Raw genomic sequence first — 24,385 nt, forward strand, 5'->3', positions numbered from 1 at the left:
CTCATGTACATCTTCCTGCTATTCGCCCCGGAAGCCGCTCTCACTTCCAGGTTTCTTACCGCCACTTTTTTATATAACCGCCTTTTCCCTGGTCACAAGGCGGAGGGCAGCCACAATCCATATTACACGGCGGCGGACAGTCACATCTTCCTCCCGGCTCACATGGAGGCGGGCAGGGACAAAACGGCGGCTTTGGCGGCGGTGGACACGGCTTCGGGGGCTTCGACGGCTTTTCCTTCTTCTCCTCAACCCGGACCAGAATAATATCGTCCCCGATCTGGCAAATATCCCCAAAAGGGATCACAAATTCCTTTTCCCGTCCCAGGAATCCGCAGACACAGCCCGGTCCCGGCACAATGATCGCTAAAATCCTGCCTGTACACGGATCAATGTCCAGATCCCCCACAAACCCCAGCCGTTTGCAGTCGCAGACATTGATCACTTCCCGCCTCTTTAACTCGCTCATCCGCATGGCATCATCTCCCGGATCGAAACATTTTATGTATCCCATCAACCACAGACCTGTTATTCGCGCAGGCTGCCGTCAACCAGTCATACTCTCTATTTATAGTCTATGTTCCATTTCTTGTCCCTGAGATAAATATCCAGCATTATTTTCACTTAATTGTAATTTTTCTGAAGCTTTACAACTCAATATTCTCCGGCAGTTTTCCCACTGCCTTCAAAATCTTCGCCGCATTTCTCCACAACATGTCTTCCTTTTCGCTGTCCGAAAAGCTGCTGTCCTTGATCCTCGCGATTGCGGCTTTCTGGCTTCCATAAGGAAAATCACAGCCGTAAAGCACCCGCTTTGTGCCGAATTTCCGGACGATCTCCTCGAACTCCCCGGCTTCCTCCAGCTCCGCGCTCATGGCCGTATCGATAAATACATTTTCCGGCAGATTTTCAAGATTCTCATTGGGATTTTTCATCATGCAGAAGCTTCCCATATGGGCCATGATAATTGGGATATCCGGGGCAGATTTTAAGATTTTTCGGATTCCCGACGGGTAGAGATCATAGGGGCGCACGATCCTCGCCGTCCCCATATGGATCAGCACCGGAAATCCCAGCTGATTGATCTTTCTCCACATCTCCTCGTATTTCGGATCATCCAGATGGACCTTCTGAAACGGCGGATGGAACTTGATCCCGGCCATCTCCATATCCTTCAGCTTTTCCAGCTCCTCGATCACATTCTCACAGTCCGGGTGAAGGCCGCCGAATGAGATAATATTTTTTCTTGCCGCTTCCTTCGCGAACCGGTTCACCTCCCCCTGATTCTGTGGTTTCGATACCACCGGCAGGTTCACGGAGAGATCCACTCCCGCCTCCCGCATCCGCGCCAGCAGATTTTCCCTGATCGGAAGCTTCTTAAAATCATCATTTTCATGCCCGGTGACCTCCATGGCCCGTCTCGCCAGGGCAACCGGATAGATATGCGTATGAATGTCAATGATCCTGCAATTCATCTATTCTTCTCCAGTTCTTCCTCCATGCACCGTTTTCGGCAGCATGTTCCTGAATTTTTCTGCGGCTTTGGTTTTTATTTGCAATGAGTCACTTTTTCTTTACCATGCAACGCTTTTTAAAAAACGAAATACCGTAGCAAAGAATCTGGTCATAGTCTTCCTCATACTCCTTTGCGTACATTCGATCATCAATTTGCCGCAAAGCTGTATCGCACGCACTCCCCAGATTTTCCAGAACCTTCGTATACTTTGCCTCAAAAATTGCAACACGGGCATTCATAGAATCGTAAATAACCACATCGCTCCGGCCTTCTCCGTGTTCCTTGTTGGAATCCACCATATATCCGGCGCCGGTGAAGATACCTGCAAGAAAAGCGTGGTAGAAGTCTTCCCGATAGTCATGGTAGCTGATCGTCCGCCGGAGCAGGGCATTCATTTCTTTGGTAATCCTCTCACTGTCACCGTTCCATACAGCGTCAAACAAAGCATTTCGATTCCACTTCTTCGTGCTGTCATCGAACCATTTAATAACTGTCGTTTCAAAAATCTCTTTGATTTCTGCATTCGGAATCATAAGAGCAGCCATGCCATCCGGCAGTTCGTCCTTGTAATCTCCCTTGCGCGCTTTGGTTAAGTAGCCCGTCAGATATAGTGTACTCCAAAGATTCTCTTCCGAAGAATGCAGATAATCATAGGTCAGGTTTTCATCTACACGCTGAACAATACAGCCGCCCGCCATCAAAGTTTCAAGCTTATTTGTAATCGTACCGCCTGCATACTCAATAAAGGAACGTATGATGGCATTGTCGCTGGTGTTTTTCCAATAGCTGACCGGTCTGGCTTTCGGATTTCGCTGCAGTTCCAACATATAATTCATAACATCCCACGGGCAGTAAACATCAAAATCACCGAAATGGTAGCCATCATACCATTTCCTGATATTGTCAGCCTGTTCCGTCAGACCGGTGTCATTCAGCAGCTGGTCAACCTCGCTCTGTACAAAACCAAAATACTCGTTCAAACGGGAATTTGTGATCGTATCCGACACAAACTTATTTGTTCCAGTAAAGATGCTCTCTTTTGCAATCTTCAGACACCCCGTAACAACCGCGAACCGAAGTGCCTGATTGTCCTTCAGTGCCTGCATCAAGCCTTTCATAACATCGAGCATTTCATCATAGTAACCGTTGTTGTTCGCTTTTGCTACGGGAACATCATACTCATCTATAAGAAGAATTACAGGCTTTTCATAATAGCTTTGCATCATCGTTGTCAAAAGCATAAGGCTGCTCTTAACTTCTTTTATCGAACCGCTGCCATGTGCGAGATGTGCAAACGCCGCTTTTTGGAAGTCCGTGGCATTTTTACCATCAAGCAAATAGAGATGTCTGTTGTACAAATCTGCAATCACCATTGTGAGCATATCGTATGCCCCAGTGAAATCCAGTCCATCTACCTGTCGAAACGAAACAAAAATTGTCGGATACTGGTTCATCCACGCATCGCACAATGCCTGGTTTTCTGTAATTTTCAGTCCCTCAAACAGTTTTCTGCTCTCCTTGCGGATGTCGAAGAAGCTTTCCAGCATGCTCATGCCCAATGTCTTGCCGAAGCGCCGGGGACGGGTAATAAGCGTTACTTTTATTCCCGTTCTGCTGAGCAGCTCTCCTATTAATTCCGATTTATCAATATAGTAATACTCATTTTTACGAATTTCTTCAAAATCCGAAACTCCAACAGGAATGTTCATTTCTTTCATCTCTGCTGCTCCTTTCGTGCAGCCATGCACAGATTTTTCATTGCTTCTATGCTACCATGAATCTCGTGTTTTTACAAGAAAAAGCTCTGCTTACTGCGGCTATTCCGGCTTCCGCTCATTCTGCGTAATTTGCTATAAGCCATAACAAAAAATGGCCCGGCTCCATTTCTGAAGCCGGACCGTGTGCGCTCTGCTGCGCTTATCTATTCATTTTCTCCCAATCATGACCTCTTTTAACAGCAAAGATCCACAATCACCTGTGCAAAGATCTTCGCACTCATTGTGAGCTCGTCAACTACCGCGAACTCGTCCGGGCCGTGCATGTGGTTCTCGGTCTCCGGAAGGGCAGCGCCGAAAGCAACACCGTTCTTTAAATTGTGGACATAGGTTCCGCCGCCAATGGCGATACACTCGCCCTTTCTTCCGGAATATTTTTCATATGCGGAGAGCAGAGTCTTCACAAAATCAGAATCTGCCGGTACATGGTGCGGCGGCTTCATTTCTTCTGTATTGAAGGAGATTCCATCTGCTTCCATTTTTTCACGGATCACATCGATGGTGTTTTCCTTTGTGGCACAGATCGGACAACGGCTGTCAAATTCGCCCTCTAAGCTTTTCTCGGAAATATCCAACATGCTGAATGCCAGTGTCAGTTCGCCGGACTCCTCATCGCTCATCTTGATTCCAAGCGCTTCGCCGTACCAGTCACCGTGCGGCATCAGGCGGTTTAACGCGCGGACTGCCTTTGTCTGTCCGCATTCCGCCAACGGAAGACGCTCGATCAGGGATAAGAGTCCTGTCAGGGCATTCTTTCCTTTCCACGGTGCCATTGCATGGCCGTTTTCGCCAACTGCAGCAATCTTCAGGCAGCCATCCTCAGAGGATACCGTGAACCGGATTCCAAGCTCCTCTTCCATGCTCTTTGCGAGAGTTTCTGTCTCATCTCCGTCAAGACCCTCAAATAATGCCTCTGCCGCGCCCGGAACCACATTCGTCTTCGTTCCGCTGTGGAAGGATACCATCTTCGGAAGACGGTCAGACGGCTCGAACTCTGCCGTAAAATTACCTCCGATCCGGCCTTTCTCGATATTGATCACCGGGAAGGACGCATCTGGTGAGAAGGTCATCGGAGCTTCCTTTTCCACACTGTAGTAGTGGGTGATATCGGAGCTTCCGCACTCCTCGTCAGTGCCAAGGATCAGGCGGACGTTCTTTTTCATCGGGATTCCAAGTTCATTTACGGCACGCATCGCGTAGAGGGCAGCAATTGCTGGTCCCTTATCGTCCGCGGTTCCGCGGCCATAGATCTTTCCGTCTTTTACTACCGGCTCAAAAGGTTCTGTAACGGTCCAGCCGTCTCCGGCCGGAACAACGTCCAGATGTGCCAGAATATCGAGCTGTGCCTCTTTGTCATTCATGTCAACGGTTCCAACATAGTTGTCATAGTTGTTGATGGAAAAACCGTAGCATTCCGCAATATGCAGAGCTGTACGCAGTGCCTCGGAGCACCCTTCCCCATACGGTTTTCCGATACGGTAAGACCCCTTCACACTGTTGATCCGGCAAAGAGCTCCGATGTCCTCCAGCATTTCTTTCCTGTGCGCGTCAATATACCGGCTGATCTTCTCTTTATACATAAATTTCCGCCTCCATATTTCTTTTGTTATAACCCATTTTACAGACAGGCGGGACCGTCTCATCCCGGGCGTTTCCGAGATCGTAAAGCCAGCCCCGCTTATACCATACTTATTCTGTGCGCCAGTTATTGGCTGCATGCCTGATCACAAACCTGCACTTACGCGCTTTATTGTCTGCTTCGCAGGCGTTTCGTTCGTTTACCTTATTTCATGAATCCAGCTAAGATCTCATTTACGATCTTGCCGTCTGCCTTCCCCTTTACGAGCGGCATCAGGGATTTCATGATCTTTCCTTTGTCCTTTGCTGTCGGGGCTTCGATCCCAAGCTCTGCAAGAACCTTTGCGATCGTCTCCCTGATCTGGTCTTCAGTCATATCAGCCGGAGCGAACTCCTGATATACGGCAAGTCTCTTCTTTGCCTCATCGATGATATCGGTGCGGTCTGCCGGTGCTGTCTCGATGGTCTCCTTGACCTGCTTGATCTCTTTCTTTACGATCGCGTTCTCCTCATCCTCTGTGAGCGGAGCTTCGCGCTTGTCGATCTGCGCGTTCTTTAACGCAGAGAGAAGCATGGAAAGGGAATCTTTTCTCTCTTTATCTTTTGCTTTCATCGCCTCGACCATAGCTGCTCTTACAACATCGATCTTACTCATCTTATATTCCTCCTGTCTATGCGGTATTCCCAGTCGAAACAACTGGTTCCGCATGTTCCTGTGATGATATATTTTGTAAACTTGATTAGTTCTTTCCGAACTCACTGAGTTTTAAGTTCGGATTTCTCTCCTCGACCATGCCGACACTCCAGCTGTTGATGAATAACAATAACGGATTGCCCTTGAGGTCACAGATGCGTTTCATATCGGATGTGCCCTGGATCTTCGCCACATCCACTTCCTCCGGATTCTCAACCCAGCGGATGTACTCAAACGGAAGCTGTTCCAGTCTTACGTCTACATTATACTCATTCTTTAAGCGGTAGGTCAGAACCTCAAACTGCAGGACACCGACAACGCCGACGATGATCTCCTCCATACCGGTATTGAACTCCTGGAAGATCTGGATCGCACCTTCCTGAGCGATCTGGTTGACCCCCTTTAAGAACTGTTTTCTCTTCATGGTATCGATCTGGCGGACTCTCGCGAAATGCTCCGGCGCAAAGGTCGGGATACCCTCAAACTGGAACTTCTCGTTGGACGTACAGAGCGTGTCACCGATTGAGAAAATACCCGGATCGAAAACGCCGATGATATCTCCGGCATAAGCCTCGTCAATGATTTTACGGCTCTCAGCCATCAGCTGCTGCGGCTGGGTCAGACGGATCTTCTTTCCGCCCTGGACATGGTTTACTTCCATTCCGGCCTCGAACTTACCGGAACAAATACGCATGAAAGCGATACGGTCACGGTGCGCCTTATTCATATTCGCCTGGATCTTAAATACGAAGGCGGAGAAATCAGGTCTGAACGGATCGATCACGCCGTCTGTCGTTCTTCGCGGAAGCGGAGAAGTCGTCATATTTAAGAAATGCTCCAGAAATGTCTCAACACCGAAGTTTGTGAGAGCAGATCCGAAGAACACCGGTGAAAGCTTTCCGGCACTTACAAGCTCCTGATCAAACTCATCGCTTGCCCCGTCGAGGAGCTCGATATCGTCCCTCAACTGAGCGTGGAAATCGGAACCGATGACGGAATCCACGTCTGTTCCCTCCACGTCGAAAGTCTCTGTGGCAACTTCCTTCTGTCCGCCCATGGCAGCCGTGAAGGTCGTGATCTTCTTTGTCTGGCGGTCATATACGCCCTTGAAGCTCTTTCCGCAGCCGATCGGCCAGTTGATCGGACATGTATGGATTCCGAGAACCTCCTCGATCTCGCTCATGAGCTCGAACGGGTCTCTCGCCTCACGATCCATCTTGTTTACAAAGGTAAAAATCGGGATATGGCGCATCACACAGACCTTGAACAGTTTGATGGTCTGCGCCTCGACACCCTTTGATCCGTCGATGACCATGACCGCGGAGTCCGCTGCCATCAGGGTACGGTAGGTATCCTCGGAGAAGTCCTGATGTCCTGGGGTATCAAGAATATTGATGCAGTATCCCTCGTAATTGAACTGGAGTACGGAAGATGTTACGGAGATACCTCTCTCTTTCTCGATCTCCATCCAGTCGGAGACTGCGTGCTTTGTCGCTTTGCGTCCCTTTACGGTTCCGGCGAGGTTGATCGCGCCTCCGTATAACAGGAATTTCTCAGTCAGTGTCGTTTTACCGGCATCCGGGTGGGAAATGATCGCGAATGTCCGCCGTCTCTTTATTTCATCATTTAATGAAGCCAAAAAATTTTCCTCCAAATCTATCTTGTGTTTCATCTAACGTAACTGCCCTGTGTTGAGGCAGCTACTGTTTATCAATATTTTCCTGCTGACAGCACAAAAGAACCGCGGTCCTTCTTGACTGCCGTTTTTTTCTGCTGCTCTTATTCCAATTAATTTTTACCAGTATTTAAGAGTTTCGTCAAGAAGAAAGCCTTAAAATTCGTTACATTTATAGCAATCTTCACCACTCTGTGCCTGCTTTGCGTTTTTCACCTGTAAAGGCACCTGAGTAGTCGAATCTTCTATTTTCTGGTAAAAATTGGAATTTTCTATCTTTTAATTTCAAAGATCTCGTCTAAGATCGCCCCTGCAACCTCTTCCTTCGACATGATCGGAAGCTCCGTCTCCTTATTCTCGCGGATCATCGTCACTACATTCGTGTCTGTTCCGAAACCGGCACCGGCAACCTTCAGATTGTTGGCAACGATCATATCGAGGTTCTTCTTCTTTAATTTTGCCCTGGAATTCTCCAGCATATGTTCCGTCTCCATGGAAAATCCGCAGAGGAACTGGCTGTCTTTTTTATGTTCTCCGAGCCACTTTAAGATATCGTCGGTGCGCTCCAGTTCGATCGCCATATCTCCGTCTTTCTTCTTTGTCTTCTCGGTATTCACGAACTTCGGGCGGTAGTCAGCGACAGCCGCGGCCTTGATCACCGCGTCCATCTCGTCACTGCGGCTTGTCACGGCCTCGAACATATCTTTGGCAGTAACCACCGGAACAAAGTTTACGAACATCGGCGGCTCCACCTCTGCCGGTCCGGAAACAAGAGTCACCTCAGCGCCGCGGAGAGCTGCCGTCTTCGCGATGGCATATCCCATCTTTCCGGTACTGTGGTTTGTAATATAGCGCACCGGGTCGATGGCCTCTCTCGTCGGGCCTGCGGTCACGAGGATCTTCTTCCCTTTTAAGTCTTTCTCGTACTGGACTTCCTTTAAGATATACTGGAGCAGCACCTCCGGCTCCGGCATCTTTCCGGCTCCGGTATCGCCGCAGGCGAGGTATCCGCTTGCCGGACTGATCACTTCCATTCCGTAGTGTTCGCAGATCTTTAAGTTGTCCTGTGTGATCGGATTCTCGAACATTCTCGTATTCATCGCAGGGCTGATAATCTTCCTGCAGGTACAGGCGAGAACCGTGGTCGTCAGCATATCGTCCGCAAGGCCATGGGACAGCTTCGCGATCACATTCGCGGAAGCCGGGGCAACGAGGACAACGTCCGCCGCCTTCGCAAGGGAAACATGTTCAACGGAAAATTCAAAGTTCCGGTCAAACGTATCCACCAGGCATTTATTTCCGGTCAGTGTCTCAAATGTAATCGGATTAATGAAATTTGTCGCATTCCGGGTCATAAGCACATGGACATCTGCCTTCAGTTTTTTCAGTGCGCTGGCGAGATATGCGATCTTATAGGCGGCGATACTGCCGCTCACGCATAAAAGTACGGTTTTTCCTGCTAACATTTGGAATCCTCCGTTGTAATTTTAGTCAATTTATGGTAAGATAATTCGAACTTTAAAATTATGAGGAACCTGTCTCACACGTTTCTCATATTCACAGTGACGGTTGACAAATCCCGCAAATACGGAAACCTTAATCAACTGCACACGTAAAAACAGTATAACACGTTACTTAGATTTGTGGAAGGAGTTTTCTCAATGATTTTAGCAATCGACATGGGAAACAGCAATATCGTTGTCGGAGGTCTTGACGACAATAAAACATATTTTGAGGAGCGCATCACCACCGATGACCGAAAAACGAGTCTCGAATACGCGATCCTTTTAAAGAATATTCTGGAGATCCATAAAGTAAAGAAAAATGATATCGAAGGTTCCATTATGGCGTCCGTTGTCCCGCCGTTAAACGCGCCGATCTCTTCCGCCGTGAAGAAGATCACCGGAAAGAAACCGCTTCTTGTCGGTTCCGGAATGAAGACAGGCTTAAACATCAAAATGGATAACCCCAAGACCGTCGGCGGTGACCGGATCGTGGCCGCTGTCGCTGCAAATGCCAAATACAAAGGACCGATCATCATCGCGGACATGGGAACCGCGACAACGCTCGATGTGGTGGACCACGATGGAAATTACATCGGCGGTGTGATTCTCCCCGGTGTAAAGGTTGCCTTAAACTCCCTCGTTTCCAATACAGCCCAGCTTCCGAGGATCAGCTTCGATGTTCCGAAACGTGCGATCGGAAAGAACACCATCGAATGTATGAGAAATGGTATCATGCTCGGCAATGCCGCAATGCTTGACGGTCTTATCGACCGCATGACCGCAGAGCTCGGCGAAGAAGCCACACTGATCGCAACCGGCGGCATGGCAAGATTTATCACCCCGCTTTGTACGCATAAGATTACATATGATCCGGATCTTCTGCTCCGCGGACTGATGATCCTGTACAGACAAAATACAGAAACAAAAGATGCGTAAAGCTTCACTGCCGAATGAAATTAACGTTCATTCGGCTTTTTTATTCAGAATTGTCCTCCCGACTGTTGCTGTCTATACATTTCGTTTGAAACGAAATATAAGCGAAATGCAGAGTTGTAATATTTCGTTTAATGGGATATACTTATGATAGAATTACGTTTGGAGGTGTTCAATGAACTATTTATCCAGCATGGAAGCGGCAAAAGTAATGGGAATCACAGTGCGCAGAGTCCAGCAGATGTGCAAGCAGGGCGAAATTTCCGGAGCTGTGAAAAAGGGACATTCCTGGCTGATTCCAGAAAATGCAGTTTGGCCAGATCCAGGCGAAAAGAAAAAGCCGATGCCCATTGGGATTTCTGATTTCAAGACGGCGACCACAAGCTATTATTATGTAGATAAAACCTTGCTGATCCGTGATTTTCTGGATACGAAACCTATGGTATCGTTGTTTACCCGTCCGAGACGTTTCGGTAAAACATTGAATATGGATATGGTTCGGGTCTTTTTTGAAAAAACGCAGGAGGACACCTCCATTTATTTCAAGGATAAGCAGATATGGCAGTGTGGTTCTGATTATACCCGGCATCAGGGAAAGTATCCGGTCATATTCCTGACATTTAAGGATGTAAAATGTCTGACATGGCAGGAGACATTTCAGAAGATCCGTAAGCTGATTTCACTGGAATTTATACGGCACAGTGAACTTGAGGAAAGTACTGCACTTGGAATCTATGAAAAAGAACAGTACCATCGCCTTGCCAGTGACAATGCGAATGAAGTAGACTGCCAGATGGGATTACAAATCTTATCTCTGTTGCTGCACAAGCATTATGGACAAGAATGTATTATCATTATTGATGAATACGATACACCGATCCAGCAGGGACATCATTGCAATTTTTATCCTGAAATCGTGAATTTCATGCGTAATTTCTTTTCCGGCGGCCTGAAGGATAATCCACATCTGGCTTTTGGCTTTCTCACAGGCATTCTCCGTGTTGCAAAAGAAAGCATCTTCAGCGGCATGAATAATTTGAAAACCAATTCGATTTTGGACGACAGTTACAGTGAATATTTCGGCTTTACAACTGAAGAAGTAAAAGATATTCTGCACTACTATGGGAAAGAGGACAAATATCAGGAGATCTGCAACTGGTATGACGGATACCGATTTGGTCATACAGAAATCTTTAATCCATGGTCTGTGATCAATTACATTACCGATCAGTGCTTCCCAAAGGCGTTCTGGCAGTCTACCGGCAGCAACGAAATCATTGGTGAGATTATCGCGACAGCTACACCCGAGATAACGGAAGGACTTCATAAACTGCTCTGCGGTGAAAAAATCACTACGTATATAGATACCAGCGTGATCTATCCGGAGATCCAGAATAATCCATACACGATTTATAGTTTTCTTCTTGTTGCGGGTTACTTAAAAGTTGCAGAAATTTATCCACAGAATGATGGAAATTTCATGTGCGATGTTGCAATTCCAAATAAAGAGATTGCCTGTGTTTATGAAAAAGAAATTTTGAATCGGACGAATCAGAACAGCGTCGCGATTTCTATCAATCAGGCGATATTCTCCGGAAATGCAAAAAAGCTTCAGTCTTTGCTGGAGAGTTTTATGCTGCAGAGTATTTCTTCTATGGATGGGGCAAATGAAAGTTTTTATCATGGCATGATGCTTGGATTATGTGCGATCCTTGGAAACAGGTACCAGATTCGTTCCAATCGAGAATCGGGGCTTGGCCGATTTGATATTCAACTGAATCCATTAGTAAAAGGAATTCCGGGATTCCTGTTTGAATTCAAACACACAAATGATGATCATGTGGATCTGGATGCGCTGGCAGATCGCGCCCTCCAACAAATAGATGTGAAAAAATATGACACGGAATTGCGGGATGCAGGTGTCCGGCCGATCATAAAAATCGGGATTGCTTTTCGTGGAAAAACAGCCGTTGTGAAACGAAAATAATGAGAAGGGGCTGCCGCACCAATTTTGGCAAGCGGCAGCCCCGTTTTCTATAATCATGTTTCTATTTTATCCCAGTCTTCTCACAAATTCCTCATATCCAAAGGTTTTCACCACACTGCACTCCCCCTTCTCATCCATTCGCGCGATGGACGGCAGGCACATGCCGTTGAAGGTGTTGTTTTTTACCATGGAGTAGATCGCCATGTCCTCGAAATAAAGTCTGTCACCAATCCGGATCTCGTGGTCGAAAGAATAATCACCGATCACGTCACCCGCAAGACAGGTCATGGAGGAGAGGCGGTAGGTATACTGCTTTTCGTCTGCTTCGCCGGAGTCTTTTAACGGCGGACGGTAGGGCATCTCCAGCACATCCGGCATATGGCAGGCTGCGGAGGCATCTAAGATCAGCGTCTTGATCCCGTTATCCACAATGTCCATGACTTCCGTCACGAGATATCCCGCGTTTAACGCCACGGCTTCCCCAGGTTCCACATAGACAGTGACATCATATGTCTCCTGCATATGGCGGATGCAGCGCTCTAAGCGGTCGATGTCGTAATCGTTTCTCGTGATATGGTGTCCGCCGCCCATGTTGAGCCATTTGATATTCGGAAGCTTCAGATACTTTCCGAATTTTTCTTCCACTGCCTTCAGAGTCGTCTCCAGATCATCCGAGTTCTGCTCGCAGAGGGTATGGAAGTGGATCCCGTCAAGCTTTTCCACGAGATCTTCCCGGAAATTTGCCAGAGTCACGCCGAGTCTGGAGCCGGGCGCGCATGGATCATAGATCGCGTGGTCACCCTGAGTAGAACACTCCGGGTTTACGCGGATGCCGATGCTGACGCCTTTTTCCTTACAGAAGTCCGCGTATTTTTCAAGCTGGGAAAAGGAATTGAATACCAGATGTTCGCAGATATCGGTGAGTTCCCCGATCTCCGATTCCTTGAAGGCCGGAGCGAACACATGATTCTCCTTTCCCATTTTTTCATATCCAAGCTTTGCCTCGAAAAGACCGCTGGCTGTGGTACCGTCCAGATACTGCCCGATCAGCGGGTACTCAAAAAAGTTCGAAAATGCCTTCTGCGCAAGGAGGATCTTGCAACCGGTGTCGTCCTTGACTTTCTTTAAGATTTCCAGATTTTCTCTAAGTTTTTTTTCATCGATCACATAACATGGAGTGGGTAATTCATTAATCTTCATCTTGTTCTCCAATTGCTGACTCGTTCCCGATACACATTTCAGTCCTACCAGAAAACGAAGTTCATTTTTACTGCCGTATCACAATACAGCAACACCCCTGACAACTCGTTCCTGCCAGAGGTGTTTTCTGTACTTGAAACTGTTCCACATTCCGTATTTTTCCCACGGACAGCACGAATCTGCCGAACAGTCATTCATTTTCAATTTTTATTTCACGATCTCCGGATTTTCATCCACAACCCACGGAAGTCCCCACTTGTTCAGCGCTTCCATATACGGATCCGGATCGAACTCCTCAACGTTGAATACACCTGCGCCCTTCCAGGTTCCGTCAACGACCATCATGGAACCGATCATTGCCGGTACACCTGTCGTGTAGGAGATGGCCTGGGAGCCGACTTCCTTGTAACACTCCTGATGGTCACATACGTTATAAATATAGATCGTCTTCTCTTTTCCGTCCTTCACACCGGTAAAGATACAGCCGATGTTTGTCTTTCCGACGGTTCTCGGACCTAAGGATGCCGGATCCGGAAGAAGAGCCTTTAAGAACTGGATCGGAACGATCTCCTGTCCGTTAAAGTTTATCGGGGAGGTGGAAAGCATTCCAACGTTCTCTAAGCATTTCATGTGGGTCAGGTAGCTCTGTCCGAAGGTCATGAAGAAGCGGATGCGCTTTACGCCCGGAATATTCTTTGCAAGGGATTCGATCTCCTCATGATGTAAAAGGTACATGTCCTTCTCGCCGACCTGCGGGAAGTTGTACTCGCGCTTGATCTCCATCGGCTTTGTCTCTACCCAGTGACCGTTCTCCCAGTAGGAGCCGTTTGCGGATACCTCGCGGAGGTTGATCTCCGGGTTGAAGTTTGTTGCGAACGGGTAGCCGTGATCGCCGCCGTTGCAGTCTAAGATGTCGATGGTGTGGATCTCATCGAAATAGTGCTTTAACGCATACGCGGAGAAGACGCTTGTGACGCCCGGGTCAAAACCTGTTCCTAAGAGTGCCATAAGTCCAGCCTCTTTGAATTTTTCCTGATATGCCCACTGCCAGGAATAATCGAAGTATGCGGTAAAGCCCTCTTCCTTGCAGCGTTTCTCATAGATTGCGCGCCATGTCGGATCGTCGGTGTCCTCCGGCTCGTAGTTTGCGGTATCGATATAGTTTACGCCGGCCTTTAAGCATGCATCCATGATCGTCAGGTCCTGATACGGGAGTGCAACGTTTAACACTGCATCCGGCTTGTAGCTTTCCATTAAAGCCACCAGCTCGTCCACGTTGTCAGCATCCACTTTCGCGGTCGTGATCTTCGTCTTTGTCGTTCCCTGAAGTTTCTCCTTTAAAGCATCGCACTTGGATACGGTACGGCTTGCGATCATAATTTCTGTGAATACATCACTGTTCTGACAACACTTGTGGATCGCTACGGACGCAACACCTCCGCAGCCGATGATCATTAATCTGCTCATGTTTATTTTTCCTCCTCTTTTAAAAGATCCTCAACATACTTCGGCAGCATGAATGCTCCCATGTGAAGATGTGTCGTGTAATACCAGGTTTCGATATTTAATGCATCCCATTCCCGGGGTTTGAAATCCTTGATGGGATGATATTTCTTTGAAGCGAAGCCGAAGAGCCAGTATCCGGACGGACAGGTTGGAATATGCGCCTGATACACACGGCTGATTGGGAAGGAGCGGAATGCCTTGCGGTGCATGCTGCGGCAGGCCAGCTCGTCCTCATCGTAGAATGGGCTTCCGTGCTGGTAGACCATGATTCCATCTTCCTTTAAGGCGCTGTAGCAGCTACCGTAGAATTCCTTCGTGAACAGTCCCTCAGTATGGCCGAAGGGGTCTGTGGAATCGTTGATGATAAGGTCATACTTTGCCTTCTTGTTTCTTAAAAATCTCAGACCGTCATCATAGTGGACCTCGACACGCGGATCATCTAAGGCACAGGCTACCTCCGGGAAAAATTTTCTTGAAACCTCCACAAACATCTCATCCGTCTCCACGACATCGATATGTTCCACGCAGTCATACTGCAAAAGCTCTTTCGCGACACCGCCGTCGCCGCCGCCGATGATCAGTACGTCCTTCACACACGGATGGACCGCCATCGGCACATGGGTCACCATCTCGTCATAAATAAACTCGTCCTTCTCGGAGAATACGATCTCCCCGTCCAGAGAGATAAATTTTCCAAATTCCTCGGAATCGAACACATCGATCCGCTGATATTCACTCTCCCCGGAAAACAGCTGCTTTTCGATTTTGATGGACAGCTTGACATTTCCGGTGTGCAGTTCTGAAAACCAGAATTCCATATCTCGTGACTCCTTGTATCGTATTGGCCAAAGCCTGTATGCGGGCAGACAGCCTGTTTGCCTGCAGCCAGCTCCGGCGCCTTAAAAATTCATGCTATATGTTTGCCAGCACCATCAGATGATCCACTGCCGGATCCTCTGTTCCCTGCATGGAGCATCCTTTTTTCTTCGCATACAGGATATACTGGACCACGTCGTCCGTGATCATCTCCCCCGGCGCCAGGATCGGGATTCCCGGCGGATAACACATCACAAACTCCGCACAGACTCTTCCTGAAGACGCTTCCACCGGAACGGAGACCTTCTCGGAGTAGAACGCTTTCTGCGGGGACATAACAACCTTTGGAGAAATGTACTCGCCAGAGAGCAGTCCGGAACTGTCTTTTTTGTAGAGACGCTCGATATCATCCAGAGCACCAACAAGGCGCTCAATGTCCTGGATACGATCTCCGATGGAGATGTAAGCCAGAATGTTGCTGATGTCACCGAATTCGATCTGGATATCATACTCGTCGCGCAGAAGATCATAGACCTCGATTCCTGCAAGTCCGATGTCTCTTGTATATACGGAGAGCTTCGTTACATCGTAATCGAAAATGCTGTCACCGTTCACCAGTTCTTTTCCATAAGCATAATAGCCGCCGATGGAGTTGATCTCCCGTCTCGCGTATTCTGCCATCTCAACGACCTTCGCGAAGGATTCCTCACCGCGGAGAGCCAGATTTCGTCTTGAGATATCAAGACTGGAAAGAAGCAGGTAGGATGCGCTTGTAGTCTGGGTCAGGTTGATGATCTGGCGCACATAATCGGTGTTCACTCCCTTATTTAAAAGAAGAAGCGAACTCTGGGTCAGGCTTCCGCCGGACTTGTGCATGGATACCGCCGCCATATCGGCTCCCACTGCCATTGCGGAGATCGGAAGATTCTTTCCGAAATACAGGTGGGTTCCATGAGCCTCGTCCGCGAGAACCCTCATGCCCCTCGCATGGGCAAGCTGTACGATCGTTTTTATATCAGAGCAGATGCCGTAATAGGTCGGGTTGTTGACGAACACCGCAACCGCATCCGGATTGTCCTCGATGGCCTGTTTTACTTTTTCGACCTGCATTCCCAGCGAAATACCGAGTCTCTGGTTCATCTCCGGATTTACGTAGATCGGGATTCCGCCGCAGAGCACCAGAGCGTTGATGACGCTCTTATGTACGTTTCGCGGCAGGATGATCTTATCTCCGGCTTTTACCACCGAGAGGATCATGCTCTGGACCGCAGATGTCGTTCCGCCTACCATCAGATAGGCGCTGGCCGCTCCGAATGCCTCCGCCGCAAGCTCTTCCGCCTCACGGATCACGGAGACCGGATGACAGAGGTTGTCAAGCGGCTTCATGGAGTTTACGTCCAAAGATACACATTTTTCGCCTAAAAGCTGTACCAGTTCCGGATTTCCGCGTCCTCTCTTATGTCCCGGTACATCAAACGGGACAACTCTCTTCTTTTTAAATTCCTCGAGCGCTTCATAGATCGGGGCTTTCTTTTGTCTCTCTCTGTCCATGGTTTTGTTCCTCATGCATTTTATTGATTGCGCATCATCTGAATCATAAAAAAAAGCAGATGACGCCAAAACCATCATCTGCTCAAAACGATTCTATTCCATTGGGGTCTGGGGCGCGTCACTCCGCTCCCGTCTGCCTCTGACCTTTATCGTTTTTTCCTCCAAGTCTGCAATCGCAAATATATTGTCCCTGCACTTATTGACCGATTCACAAGATGATGTGTTTTTCAAACACTGATTATAAAGTAATCAACTTATAAATTTGAGCTTTTAACTCAATCAATAATGTGGGCTTAACCCCACGCGGCGCTTGACCCGCCTGTCCGATGGGCTTAACTTCCGTAGTCTGTTCTGCGGGAGTGGTCATTACATACATTTGCATGAAAACGATAAATGTCTCTTCACACTATTTTTATCATACATGAAAAAACATAGAACTGTCAAGTAAAAATTTCCATTTGTCCTATGAGAAGATAAAAGCAGGGATCCATCAACCATAAAAGTTGATGGATCCCCATGAAACAGAATCACACGCTATCATTCTGTATGTTTCCGGTCACCATTGCACCGGTCTTTGGATCCAGATAATAGAGATGTCCATCCTGCGGATCTGTAAACCAGCCGGTCTTCATCGCTCCCTGGGTACCGTCAGATACCGGGTTCAGATAATACCAGCTTCCATCCGCATCTTTCAGCCAGCCAGTCTTCATCGCTCCCCGCGTACCGTCGGAAACCGGATTCAGATAATACCAGTTTCCGTCTGCGTCTTTCAGCCAGCCGGTCTTCATGGTTCCCTGCGTGCCATCAGATACCGGATTCAGGTAATACCAGTTTCCATCCGCATCTTTAAACCAGCCGGTATCCATGTACCCGTCAGCACCAAAGTGATACCAGAACATGGTTCCCTCATACAAAAGCTGTTTCCATGCATTGAATACACGACGTCCATCGCTATCATAGTATCTCCATCTGACTACGCCATTGACTTTCTTTGTTTCCCATGCATTTCTGGTCACATTCCGGTCAGTATCCTCTCTGTCACTGTCAGAACCGGTGTTCCTGTCACCTTTCGGATCATCAGGAGTTTCCAGACTGTTGCTTTCCAGAACTGCCAGCGCCGTCACACGATGTCCTTCTGCCTGATCCAGCGCATCCAGAAGTGCTTCGTTCACAGTTGTATACAATGTACCGTTGATCTTCCAGCCCTTGAACACAGCTCCATCCTTGCTGACTGTCGGAAGCGCTTCATCCATCTGCTCCAGGGTATAGCTCCGTTCTCCGACTCCATGATCAAATACAACCGTTCCCTTTCGGCTGTCTGAGAGCAGCTCAAAAGTACTGAAGCCATCCTTATTGACAAATTCAGCCACGACACTTCCCTGCGTTTTCTTTACTGTTACCGGATAATAAGCAATTTTTCCGCTATGTAACAGATGTCGGATAAAGAGATCTTCTGTCGGATAATCTGCCGGGAGCGGCAGTGTGATCGTAACCGGGGTTCCGACCTTCTGCGGGATCGCTGAGCCGATCAGAACGGTATTTCTACCGGTTCCTTCCTCCTGCATGGTCTCATTCTTTCCGGCTGTTGTGGCTTTTACATTGTATAATGCGGTGATTTCAAAAGTGATCACATTCACTCCCTGTTTTTCGGTCACACCCTTTACTTCCACCGACATATACGGCTCAACCACCAGTCTTACCTTCTTTCCTGCGGTATCGACTCCTTCCTTCTGAAGTTTTTCCTTCGCTTCCACTCCGGAAATCGTCTGATCTTCTCCTGTTTTTACGATCACATCCCCGTTTTCTGTTTCCCGGATCAGATCTGCTGCCACAGTATCCAGTCCGGTAATCTCCGGGGCCTTCTCTTCCAAGAGGTTAGCAATCTCTTTTACCTCCTCCGGTGCATCTGCCGGAACCGGTGCAATCTTCGGCTCTGCCACGGAGATCTCCGGTGCCTGTGCTTTTCCAACAGTAATTTCCCTGGTCACCGTCGTTCCATTGTAGTCGCTATCCCCGGCAACCTCAGCCGTCACAAGGACCGTTCCGGCTCCGATGATCTTCGCCTCTGTTTTTCCGTTCACTTCGGATAGCTCCAGAACTCCATTTCCGTCAGGAACGGAGAATTTCACAGCTCCGGTTCCCTTCTGTCCGGTAAGTTCCAGTTCGAATGGATCATCTCCGTAGAGTTTCCCGTCTACTTCTTTGATCTGAATCTGATCCTCATCTACCTTTCCGACCTCGAAGCTGCAGCTTACCAGTGCAGGCTTATTGTAATTCTGCTGCTCTGCGCCGTCAGCCGGAAGCACATAATCTGCCGAAATTTCATGCGTACCAACAGAAGGACCCGAATATTCCATGGATGCGGTTCCATTGGTCAATGGGATCGGCGTCTGATTGAGCGGCTGTCCATTTTCATAAAATATTACCGTTCCGGTCAGAACATCCTGATAAGCTCCCTTCGCTTCCAGAGTCAGAACATAAGTATCTTTCACATTTCCAAGAGCAGCCCGGAGTCTCTGCATCAGACCGGTTTTCTTTCCGGCTTTCAAATTCAGGGAAATGCTTCCCTTCTGAACGGTGATCGGTCTGGAATTATTACCTGCCGTGTAATTGGTGCCACTTGCCACACTTATCGTTACCGTTGCCGTACCCGCGCCATGGATCGTTGCCCGGCCATCTGCATCAACCGTCAGTACATTCGCAGAGTCGCTTGTCTTGGTCACCGCTCCGTCTCCAACGGTGGTAACTCCAGTCAATGGAAAATCAGGATCGCCATATGTTTTCGTTCCCGGCCACTCTGCATCATTGATCGTGATCGAAGATGCTGCTTTTTCGATCGTTGCGGTTGCACTGGAAGGAATGTTGACCTGGTAGTTATCCGGATCAGCTGTTGCTCCGCCACCGCTCGCTGCTGCTCCTGTTATCACTGCCTTCGAAGCATCGATCACAACCTCTTTATTGGTTCCGGCATTTTCATCCTTAAAAGCGGCTGTTAAGCCTGTGATCTGCAGTTTTTCATTTCCGGCACCTGTATTCACACCAGTGTCTATCATGAGTAGCTGCTGTACAGTTGCTGTTGTCGTGCCATCATAGGTCTTATCTTCTACCGCAACTGATGATAATTGCAGTTGGTACTTAGAAATTTCCGGTACCACGGAATCTGTTAATGTCCTATCGTATGAAGCACTTGAATCTGTCGGTGTAAATTTCACGGTATAAGCCTTGTTACCTTTTACCTTCGGATAAATACCATATGCTGAACTACTATTTTCCGGTTCCCAGCTCCAGGTTCCGGCTACCAGTTGATTTGCACCATTATACACACCATAACCGGAAGCCAGGGAAACCGGAATCTGAGCAAGTGAAACCCCATAAGTCCCCTTCGCATTCCACTTTTGTGTTCCGTTTCCTACAATTCTCAGTGTATCCTTGGTAGACACATGAAGCGGTTCCGTTCTCTCAGAAGCAAATGCATTCTCTTTCGCCTTTATTCTGCTGGTTACCTGATATCCATGTGCCGGATATAATCCCTGAATTTTCGTACCGTCAATCCATGTAAATGCTCTGTCTGAATCTACATCACGGTATCCATACTCAATGTCATTTTCCGGATTCGTTCTGTTTATGGTAATCGTCGTACCGGTTATAGTCACCTCACCCTCAGTTATTGCAGCCGGTGCTGCCGTTCTTTTAAGAATCGTGATACTTTTAGGTTTTCCGGCAAATTTCTCATCCGTGTTGCTTGCAGCATACCGATAATAAACCGTACTCTCATGATCGGAAGAAATGATGTCTGTAATCGAAATTCCTGATCCACTGCCCATTTTTGCAGAGGTCCAGTTTGGAGAGGTCTTGGTTCCGTTTACAATCACATACTGTAAAGATGAGGAAATTGTGATTTCTTCCTTCCGATAATCAATATTCGGCTTGTTCGATTCTTCCGGAATCGCCTGTGTTTGCAAATTCGCCACCAAAACCGCTTCACTGGCTGACATGGACGAGGATGCTTTCCTGCGAATATAGAATGGTACAGACCCATCACTTTCACGAATGTTATCCAGCAGCCTTGTCAGACGAACCATACCACCCTGTCTTATAGTTGTCCATGACTGTGCATCCTTAGAAGCAGCATACTCCAGATCGCAGGAAGCTTTATTCTCTAAAGTCTCCTGTTCGTAATTGATAGAAACATCAGCAGCATTAGGTGCCTCCTGCCGCATTTTTTCTGTCCGGAAATTTACATAGGTTACATCAAGAGATAATTTATCATCCTTTTTAATCATCAGTCTGACATGATATTCTGTATCCGGAGTTAAATTCTCAATAGTACACTCATAGTTTCCGGAAGAACTTTCCGTAAGTGGCGTTCCATTCGAGAACATTTCATCTAATGTCCCTGTCTGCTCATCCTCGCCGGAGGTTAATAAAAACTTAACCTCTGCTCCTGGAGTTCCTGTTGCCTTAAGTGTAGCAGTCGCTTTTGCGTCAGAAATCGTCTTAATATCCGTGACAGCTGCGGAAGTGATACTTGCCGCCTTATTATTAGAATATGTACCAGTAGCTGGATCATAATATACCGTCTTACTGTACTTGCGGAAATGCGGGTAATCCTCCGTTCCGATCACCTGTCCCCACGTACCATCTGATTTTTCACCGTTTAATTTATAGGCAATTTCGCCGGATTTCAGTGATTTCCGTTTTTCTTCGCTATCTAGAGTAGTAATTCCACCATTACTACTAAATATGCCTTTTGTTGTCTCATAACAGTTCGTAAAACTAGCCCTATTATTCATCGAGGACTTAGTTCCTTCCAGTTTTCCTGATACAGCCAAGCAATTAGTCACCGTTCCGTTTGAAGAATTATTTAAAAAATTTGTTCCTACTACAAAACAATTCTGAATATTGGTACGAACAGCGGTATGACACAACCCGAAAGTCCAACCATCTTCCAACACCAGCCCTAGATTTTGTACTTTCCCATCTTGAATCCTTGCCACCAGTCCCCGCTTATAACTTGTATTGTCATTAGCAGGTCGCAGTCCGGAAATTACATGATAATTTCCCTCAATATTCCCTTTGAAAAACTTATCAGTTATGTTTCCAATGCTTGTCCAGTTATGACCGTCCGGAATCTCAATATCCTTCATCAGCTTCAGATTGCTGTTATCAGGGATCATCCCGCTATTAAACCGCTCCGCAAACCAGAAAAGCTGACCGGCATTATAAATCTCATAATATTCCCCCGACTTGTTTGCCTTCTGATATGCACCACATGCTTCACAAAATCCATCTGCATTATAGTACTCATGACTACAAACGGTATCATCATGAAACATCTCGATTTCATTTAGTGTTGTTGTCGAAATCGTCTCACCTGATTTTGTGATCGGATTGCCGTCATTTAAGCCCGGTACCGTCACCGAAATCTCTGTGTTATTCCTATTTTCCGGCAGATATACCGTCAGATGTCCCGTGTTCGCTTCATCATACGAAATCTGCATGGAAGGAATGACCATAGCTGCACTTTGACCTTCTTGATTGATCAACGGTTCATCATCCTGCCTGACCGTGATATCGGTTGCCTGTAATATCTGATCGCTCGTGATCGCCGTGGAAACAAATTTTAATCTTGTCTCATAAAGAGGAGTTGCGGCCTTCAAAGTGATCGTTGCATTCTCATCAGCAATGTCAGCTTCCATCCGATAAACATAGTCTCCAACCGTCACCGTTACCGTTACCGGTTTCCCTGACGTTAATGGCTTCAGATAATTGGATGCCTTAAGTGTACCTTGATAATCGCTCACCTGCATCGTCCCTGCATCCCAGGTAATCTCTCCCACGCTGATTGTCACCGGATAAGTGCTTTCGATGAATCGTACATCCGCAATCGTGCCCTGAATGGTATACTTTTTCAGTTCGAAATTTTCACTTTTCGGGAAATAATCGCCGCCATTTAAGTTTACTGTGGCTTCATTACTGATAGAAATAGAGCCATCCAAAGTACCACCCGGCAACGATTGACCTGGCTTTACTGCGATACCAATGGCATACACTTCATTCTGATATGCAATGGCTAAAACCGTTCCACCTTTGATCGCAATCTCACCATACTTGTATCCGCCTTCTACCGCTTTTGCTCCACCACCGCCGCAGCCGATTGCGGCTCCGGGGTGTCTTCCCGCGTTCGTAGCATATCCTCCATAGGCTGTCACATTGCCACCATTGATCTCAATCTTATCCACGCAGCCGTTCGCTCCACCGCCAATTCCTGCTCCACCGTATACATTTTTAATATCCTTGTAGTAGCTTCCATGTCCGCCCTTGGCATATACAGTTCCGTTGTTGATGATAATGGTACCGCTGTCGCCCTCTGCACTGCCGCCAATACCTGCTGCCATCTCGCCGCCATAAGCTTTGATATCGCCTCCGTCGATCACAATCGTCCCCAAGGAACCATTTCTCCTGCTCGACGCACCAATTCCGGCGCCTTCTCCACCGGTTGCTTTTAAGCTTCCCTCTCCGCTGATCGTCAGGGTGCAGCCTTCCGGCACATCAATAGCCGCACACATATCACCGCCCTTGAGCGTGTTTTCTCCCTCCAGAATCAGATTCAGTTTTGCATCATTCACCAGTCGGATCGCCGGTATCCAGTTACTTGCTGTCGTAGCGTTCTTATCGATCGGAATCTGGATATCCAGATCCGAAATCGTGATTGTAGCCTCCACACCACTAACCAGAATAACATTGGTCATACTGCTTCCCGTGATAGTCGCATCATTATACTGTTCCAATGTTTTGCTGTTGATGCTGATACCGCCATTCGCAATATCATAAGTATCTGTTGATGCCAGCAAAGCGATTCCGCCGTCCATGCTGACCTCGATCTCCGGAAGCTCCACGCCCGCTGCCAAAATATACTCACTCGGAAGAACCGGAAGATAATAATAGAAACCACTTTCATCTTCCCGGTTCTCATCCGGCTCCCAAGTAACGCTGATATCCGTCAGCACCGGGATATCTTCTGAGATTTCCTCATCTTCAAACTCATTATCCTCAAGAAAATCCCCGGCATTGCTGTCGGTCGCGATCCGATACCTACCCTGCTGTTCTTCCTGCAGGTCTTTCTCCTGGACTTCCTGTTTATCTGCTTCTTCCTCATCATTGCTATCCGGCACGTTTTCTGAATTTTCTGTTTCCGGAGTTTCCTCCTCATTCAGATTTTCTTTCTTTGCATTACTGCCGGTAGCAATTTCCGATTCTTCTTTCTTATCACGGTTGTCTGCTGCCGCTTTCCCATCTTCCGCGCCCTTATCGCGATCCGCATTATTTTTCTGATGATCCACGTTCTTATATTCCACCACCGAAGCCTCGATCGTCTCCGGGAAATCCAGATAATCCTCAAGGTTTTCTCCGGCATCCGCAGGGATCTGAATATGCGCGACCTCCTCCGGTAATTCCGTAAATCCCGTGATCACTTTCAACTTTTTTGTAGGAACTGCAGCAAACGTTGCAGACGGTATGCATAACTGCATCGCCATCATTGCCGCCAATGCCGCAGATACGATCTGCCGTTTCTTCTTTTTATACCTCATATCCATTTCCTCCTGTTGTCATTATTTTCTATATAGCGTGACGGTTTTGTTCTCTCCGGT

At 47.6% G+C, this 24,385-nt stretch carries 14 protein-coding genes; 2 read left to right on the forward strand and 12 right to left on the reverse strand.

Translation table 11 applies throughout. The features are described 5' to 3' along the window. Positions 1–55 precede the first annotated feature (55 nt). The 7 genes from ABCW45_RS03880 to coaBC all read right to left on the reverse strand — a co-directional run bounded on the left by ABCW45_RS03880 (position 56) and on the right by coaBC (position 8,701). The gene (locus tag ABCW45_RS03880) at positions 56–511 is read right to left on the reverse strand and encodes a YlmC/YmxH family sporulation protein (RefSeq protein WP_343220311.1); all 456 of its coding nucleotides are present in this window, start codon (positions 509–511) and stop codon (positions 56–58) included. A gap of 133 nt (positions 512–644) precedes the next feature. Next, positions 645–1,472, reverse strand: a complete 828-nt coding sequence (locus ABCW45_RS03885; RefSeq protein WP_343220312.1) for an amidohydrolase family protein — start codon at positions 1,470–1,472, stop codon at positions 645–647. Positions 1,473–1,560: 88 nt separating this feature from the next. Continuing rightward, positions 1,561–3,231: an AAA family ATPase gene (locus ABCW45_RS03890; protein WP_343220313.1), complete on the reverse strand. Its 1,671-nt coding sequence runs from the start codon at positions 3,229–3,231 to the stop codon at positions 1,561–1,563. A gap of 233 nt (positions 3,232–3,464) precedes the next feature. Continuing rightward, positions 3,465–4,868: a dipeptidase PepV gene (gene pepV / locus ABCW45_RS03895; protein WP_343220314.1), complete on the reverse strand. Its 1,404-nt coding sequence runs from the start codon at positions 4,866–4,868 to the stop codon at positions 3,465–3,467. Between the two features lie 203 nt (positions 4,869–5,071). Further along, positions 5,072–5,521, reverse strand: a complete 450-nt coding sequence (locus ABCW45_RS03900; protein ID WP_117484362.1) for a GatB/YqeY domain-containing protein — start codon at positions 5,519–5,521, stop codon at positions 5,072–5,074. An 85-nt stretch (positions 5,522–5,606) separates the two neighbouring features. Then, positions 5,607–7,232: a peptide chain release factor 3 gene (locus ABCW45_RS03905; RefSeq protein ID WP_120040281.1), complete on the reverse strand. Its 1,626-nt coding sequence runs from the start codon at positions 7,230–7,232 to the stop codon at positions 5,607–5,609. Between the two features lie 275 nt (positions 7,233–7,507). After that, positions 7,508–8,701 (reverse strand): bifunctional phosphopantothenoylcysteine decarboxylase/phosphopantothenate--cysteine ligase CoaBC, encoded by a 1,194-nt coding sequence (coaBC, locus tag ABCW45_RS03910; protein WP_343220315.1) that lies wholly within the window; start codon positions 8,699–8,701, stop codon positions 7,508–7,510. A 195-nt stretch (positions 8,702–8,896) separates the two neighbouring features. On the opposite strand from coaBC, the gene ABCW45_RS03915 reads away from it, so the two are divergent. Together ABCW45_RS03915 and ABCW45_RS03920 are read left to right on the forward strand one after the other, a co-directional pair. Then, complete coding sequence (locus ABCW45_RS03915; RefSeq protein ID WP_117470381.1) at positions 8,897–9,676, forward strand: type III pantothenate kinase; 780 nt, start codon at positions 8,897–8,899, stop codon at positions 9,674–9,676. A gap of 172 nt (positions 9,677–9,848) precedes the next feature. Then, positions 9,849–11,660, forward strand: a complete 1,812-nt coding sequence (locus ABCW45_RS03920) for an AAA family ATPase (RefSeq protein WP_343220317.1) — start codon at positions 9,849–9,851, stop codon at positions 11,658–11,660. 66 nt (positions 11,661–11,726) lie between these two features. On the opposite strand, the gene nspC is transcribed toward ABCW45_RS03920, so the two are convergent. The 5 genes from nspC to ABCW45_RS03945 all read right to left on the reverse strand — a co-directional run bounded on the left by nspC (position 11,727) and on the right by ABCW45_RS03945 (position 24,325). Continuing rightward, complete coding sequence (gene nspC, locus ABCW45_RS03925; protein ID WP_343220318.1) at positions 11,727–12,860, reverse strand: carboxynorspermidine decarboxylase; 1,134 nt, start codon at positions 12,858–12,860, stop codon at positions 11,727–11,729. A gap of 207 nt (positions 12,861–13,067) precedes the next feature. Continuing rightward, positions 13,068–14,327, reverse strand: coding sequence for a saccharopine dehydrogenase family protein (locus tag ABCW45_RS03930; RefSeq protein ID WP_118606946.1), 1,260 nt, complete (start codon positions 14,325–14,327; stop codon positions 13,068–13,070). Positions 14,328–14,329: 2 nt separating this feature from the next. Beyond that, a complete protein-coding gene (gene speE, locus ABCW45_RS03935) occupies positions 14,330–15,184 on the reverse strand; it encodes a polyamine aminopropyltransferase (protein WP_015553676.1) in 855 nt (284 codons plus the stop codon). Between the two features lie 94 nt (positions 15,185–15,278). Then, on the reverse strand, positions 15,279–16,733 hold the full coding sequence (locus tag ABCW45_RS03940) for an aminotransferase class I/II-fold pyridoxal phosphate-dependent enzyme (protein WP_343220319.1): 1,455 nt from the start codon (positions 16,731–16,733) through the stop codon (positions 15,279–15,281). 527 nt (positions 16,734–17,260) lie between these two features. Then, on the reverse strand, positions 17,261–24,325 hold the full coding sequence (locus ABCW45_RS03945) for a YDG domain-containing protein (RefSeq protein ID WP_343220320.1): 7,065 nt from the start codon (positions 24,323–24,325) through the stop codon (positions 17,261–17,263). Between the last annotated feature and the right edge of the window lie 60 nt (positions 24,326–24,385).

This window comes from Pilosibacter fragilis (assembly GCF_032490495.1).
Classification (GTDB): domain Bacteria; phylum Bacillota; class Clostridia; order Lachnospirales; family Lachnospiraceae; genus Pilosibacter; species Pilosibacter fragilis.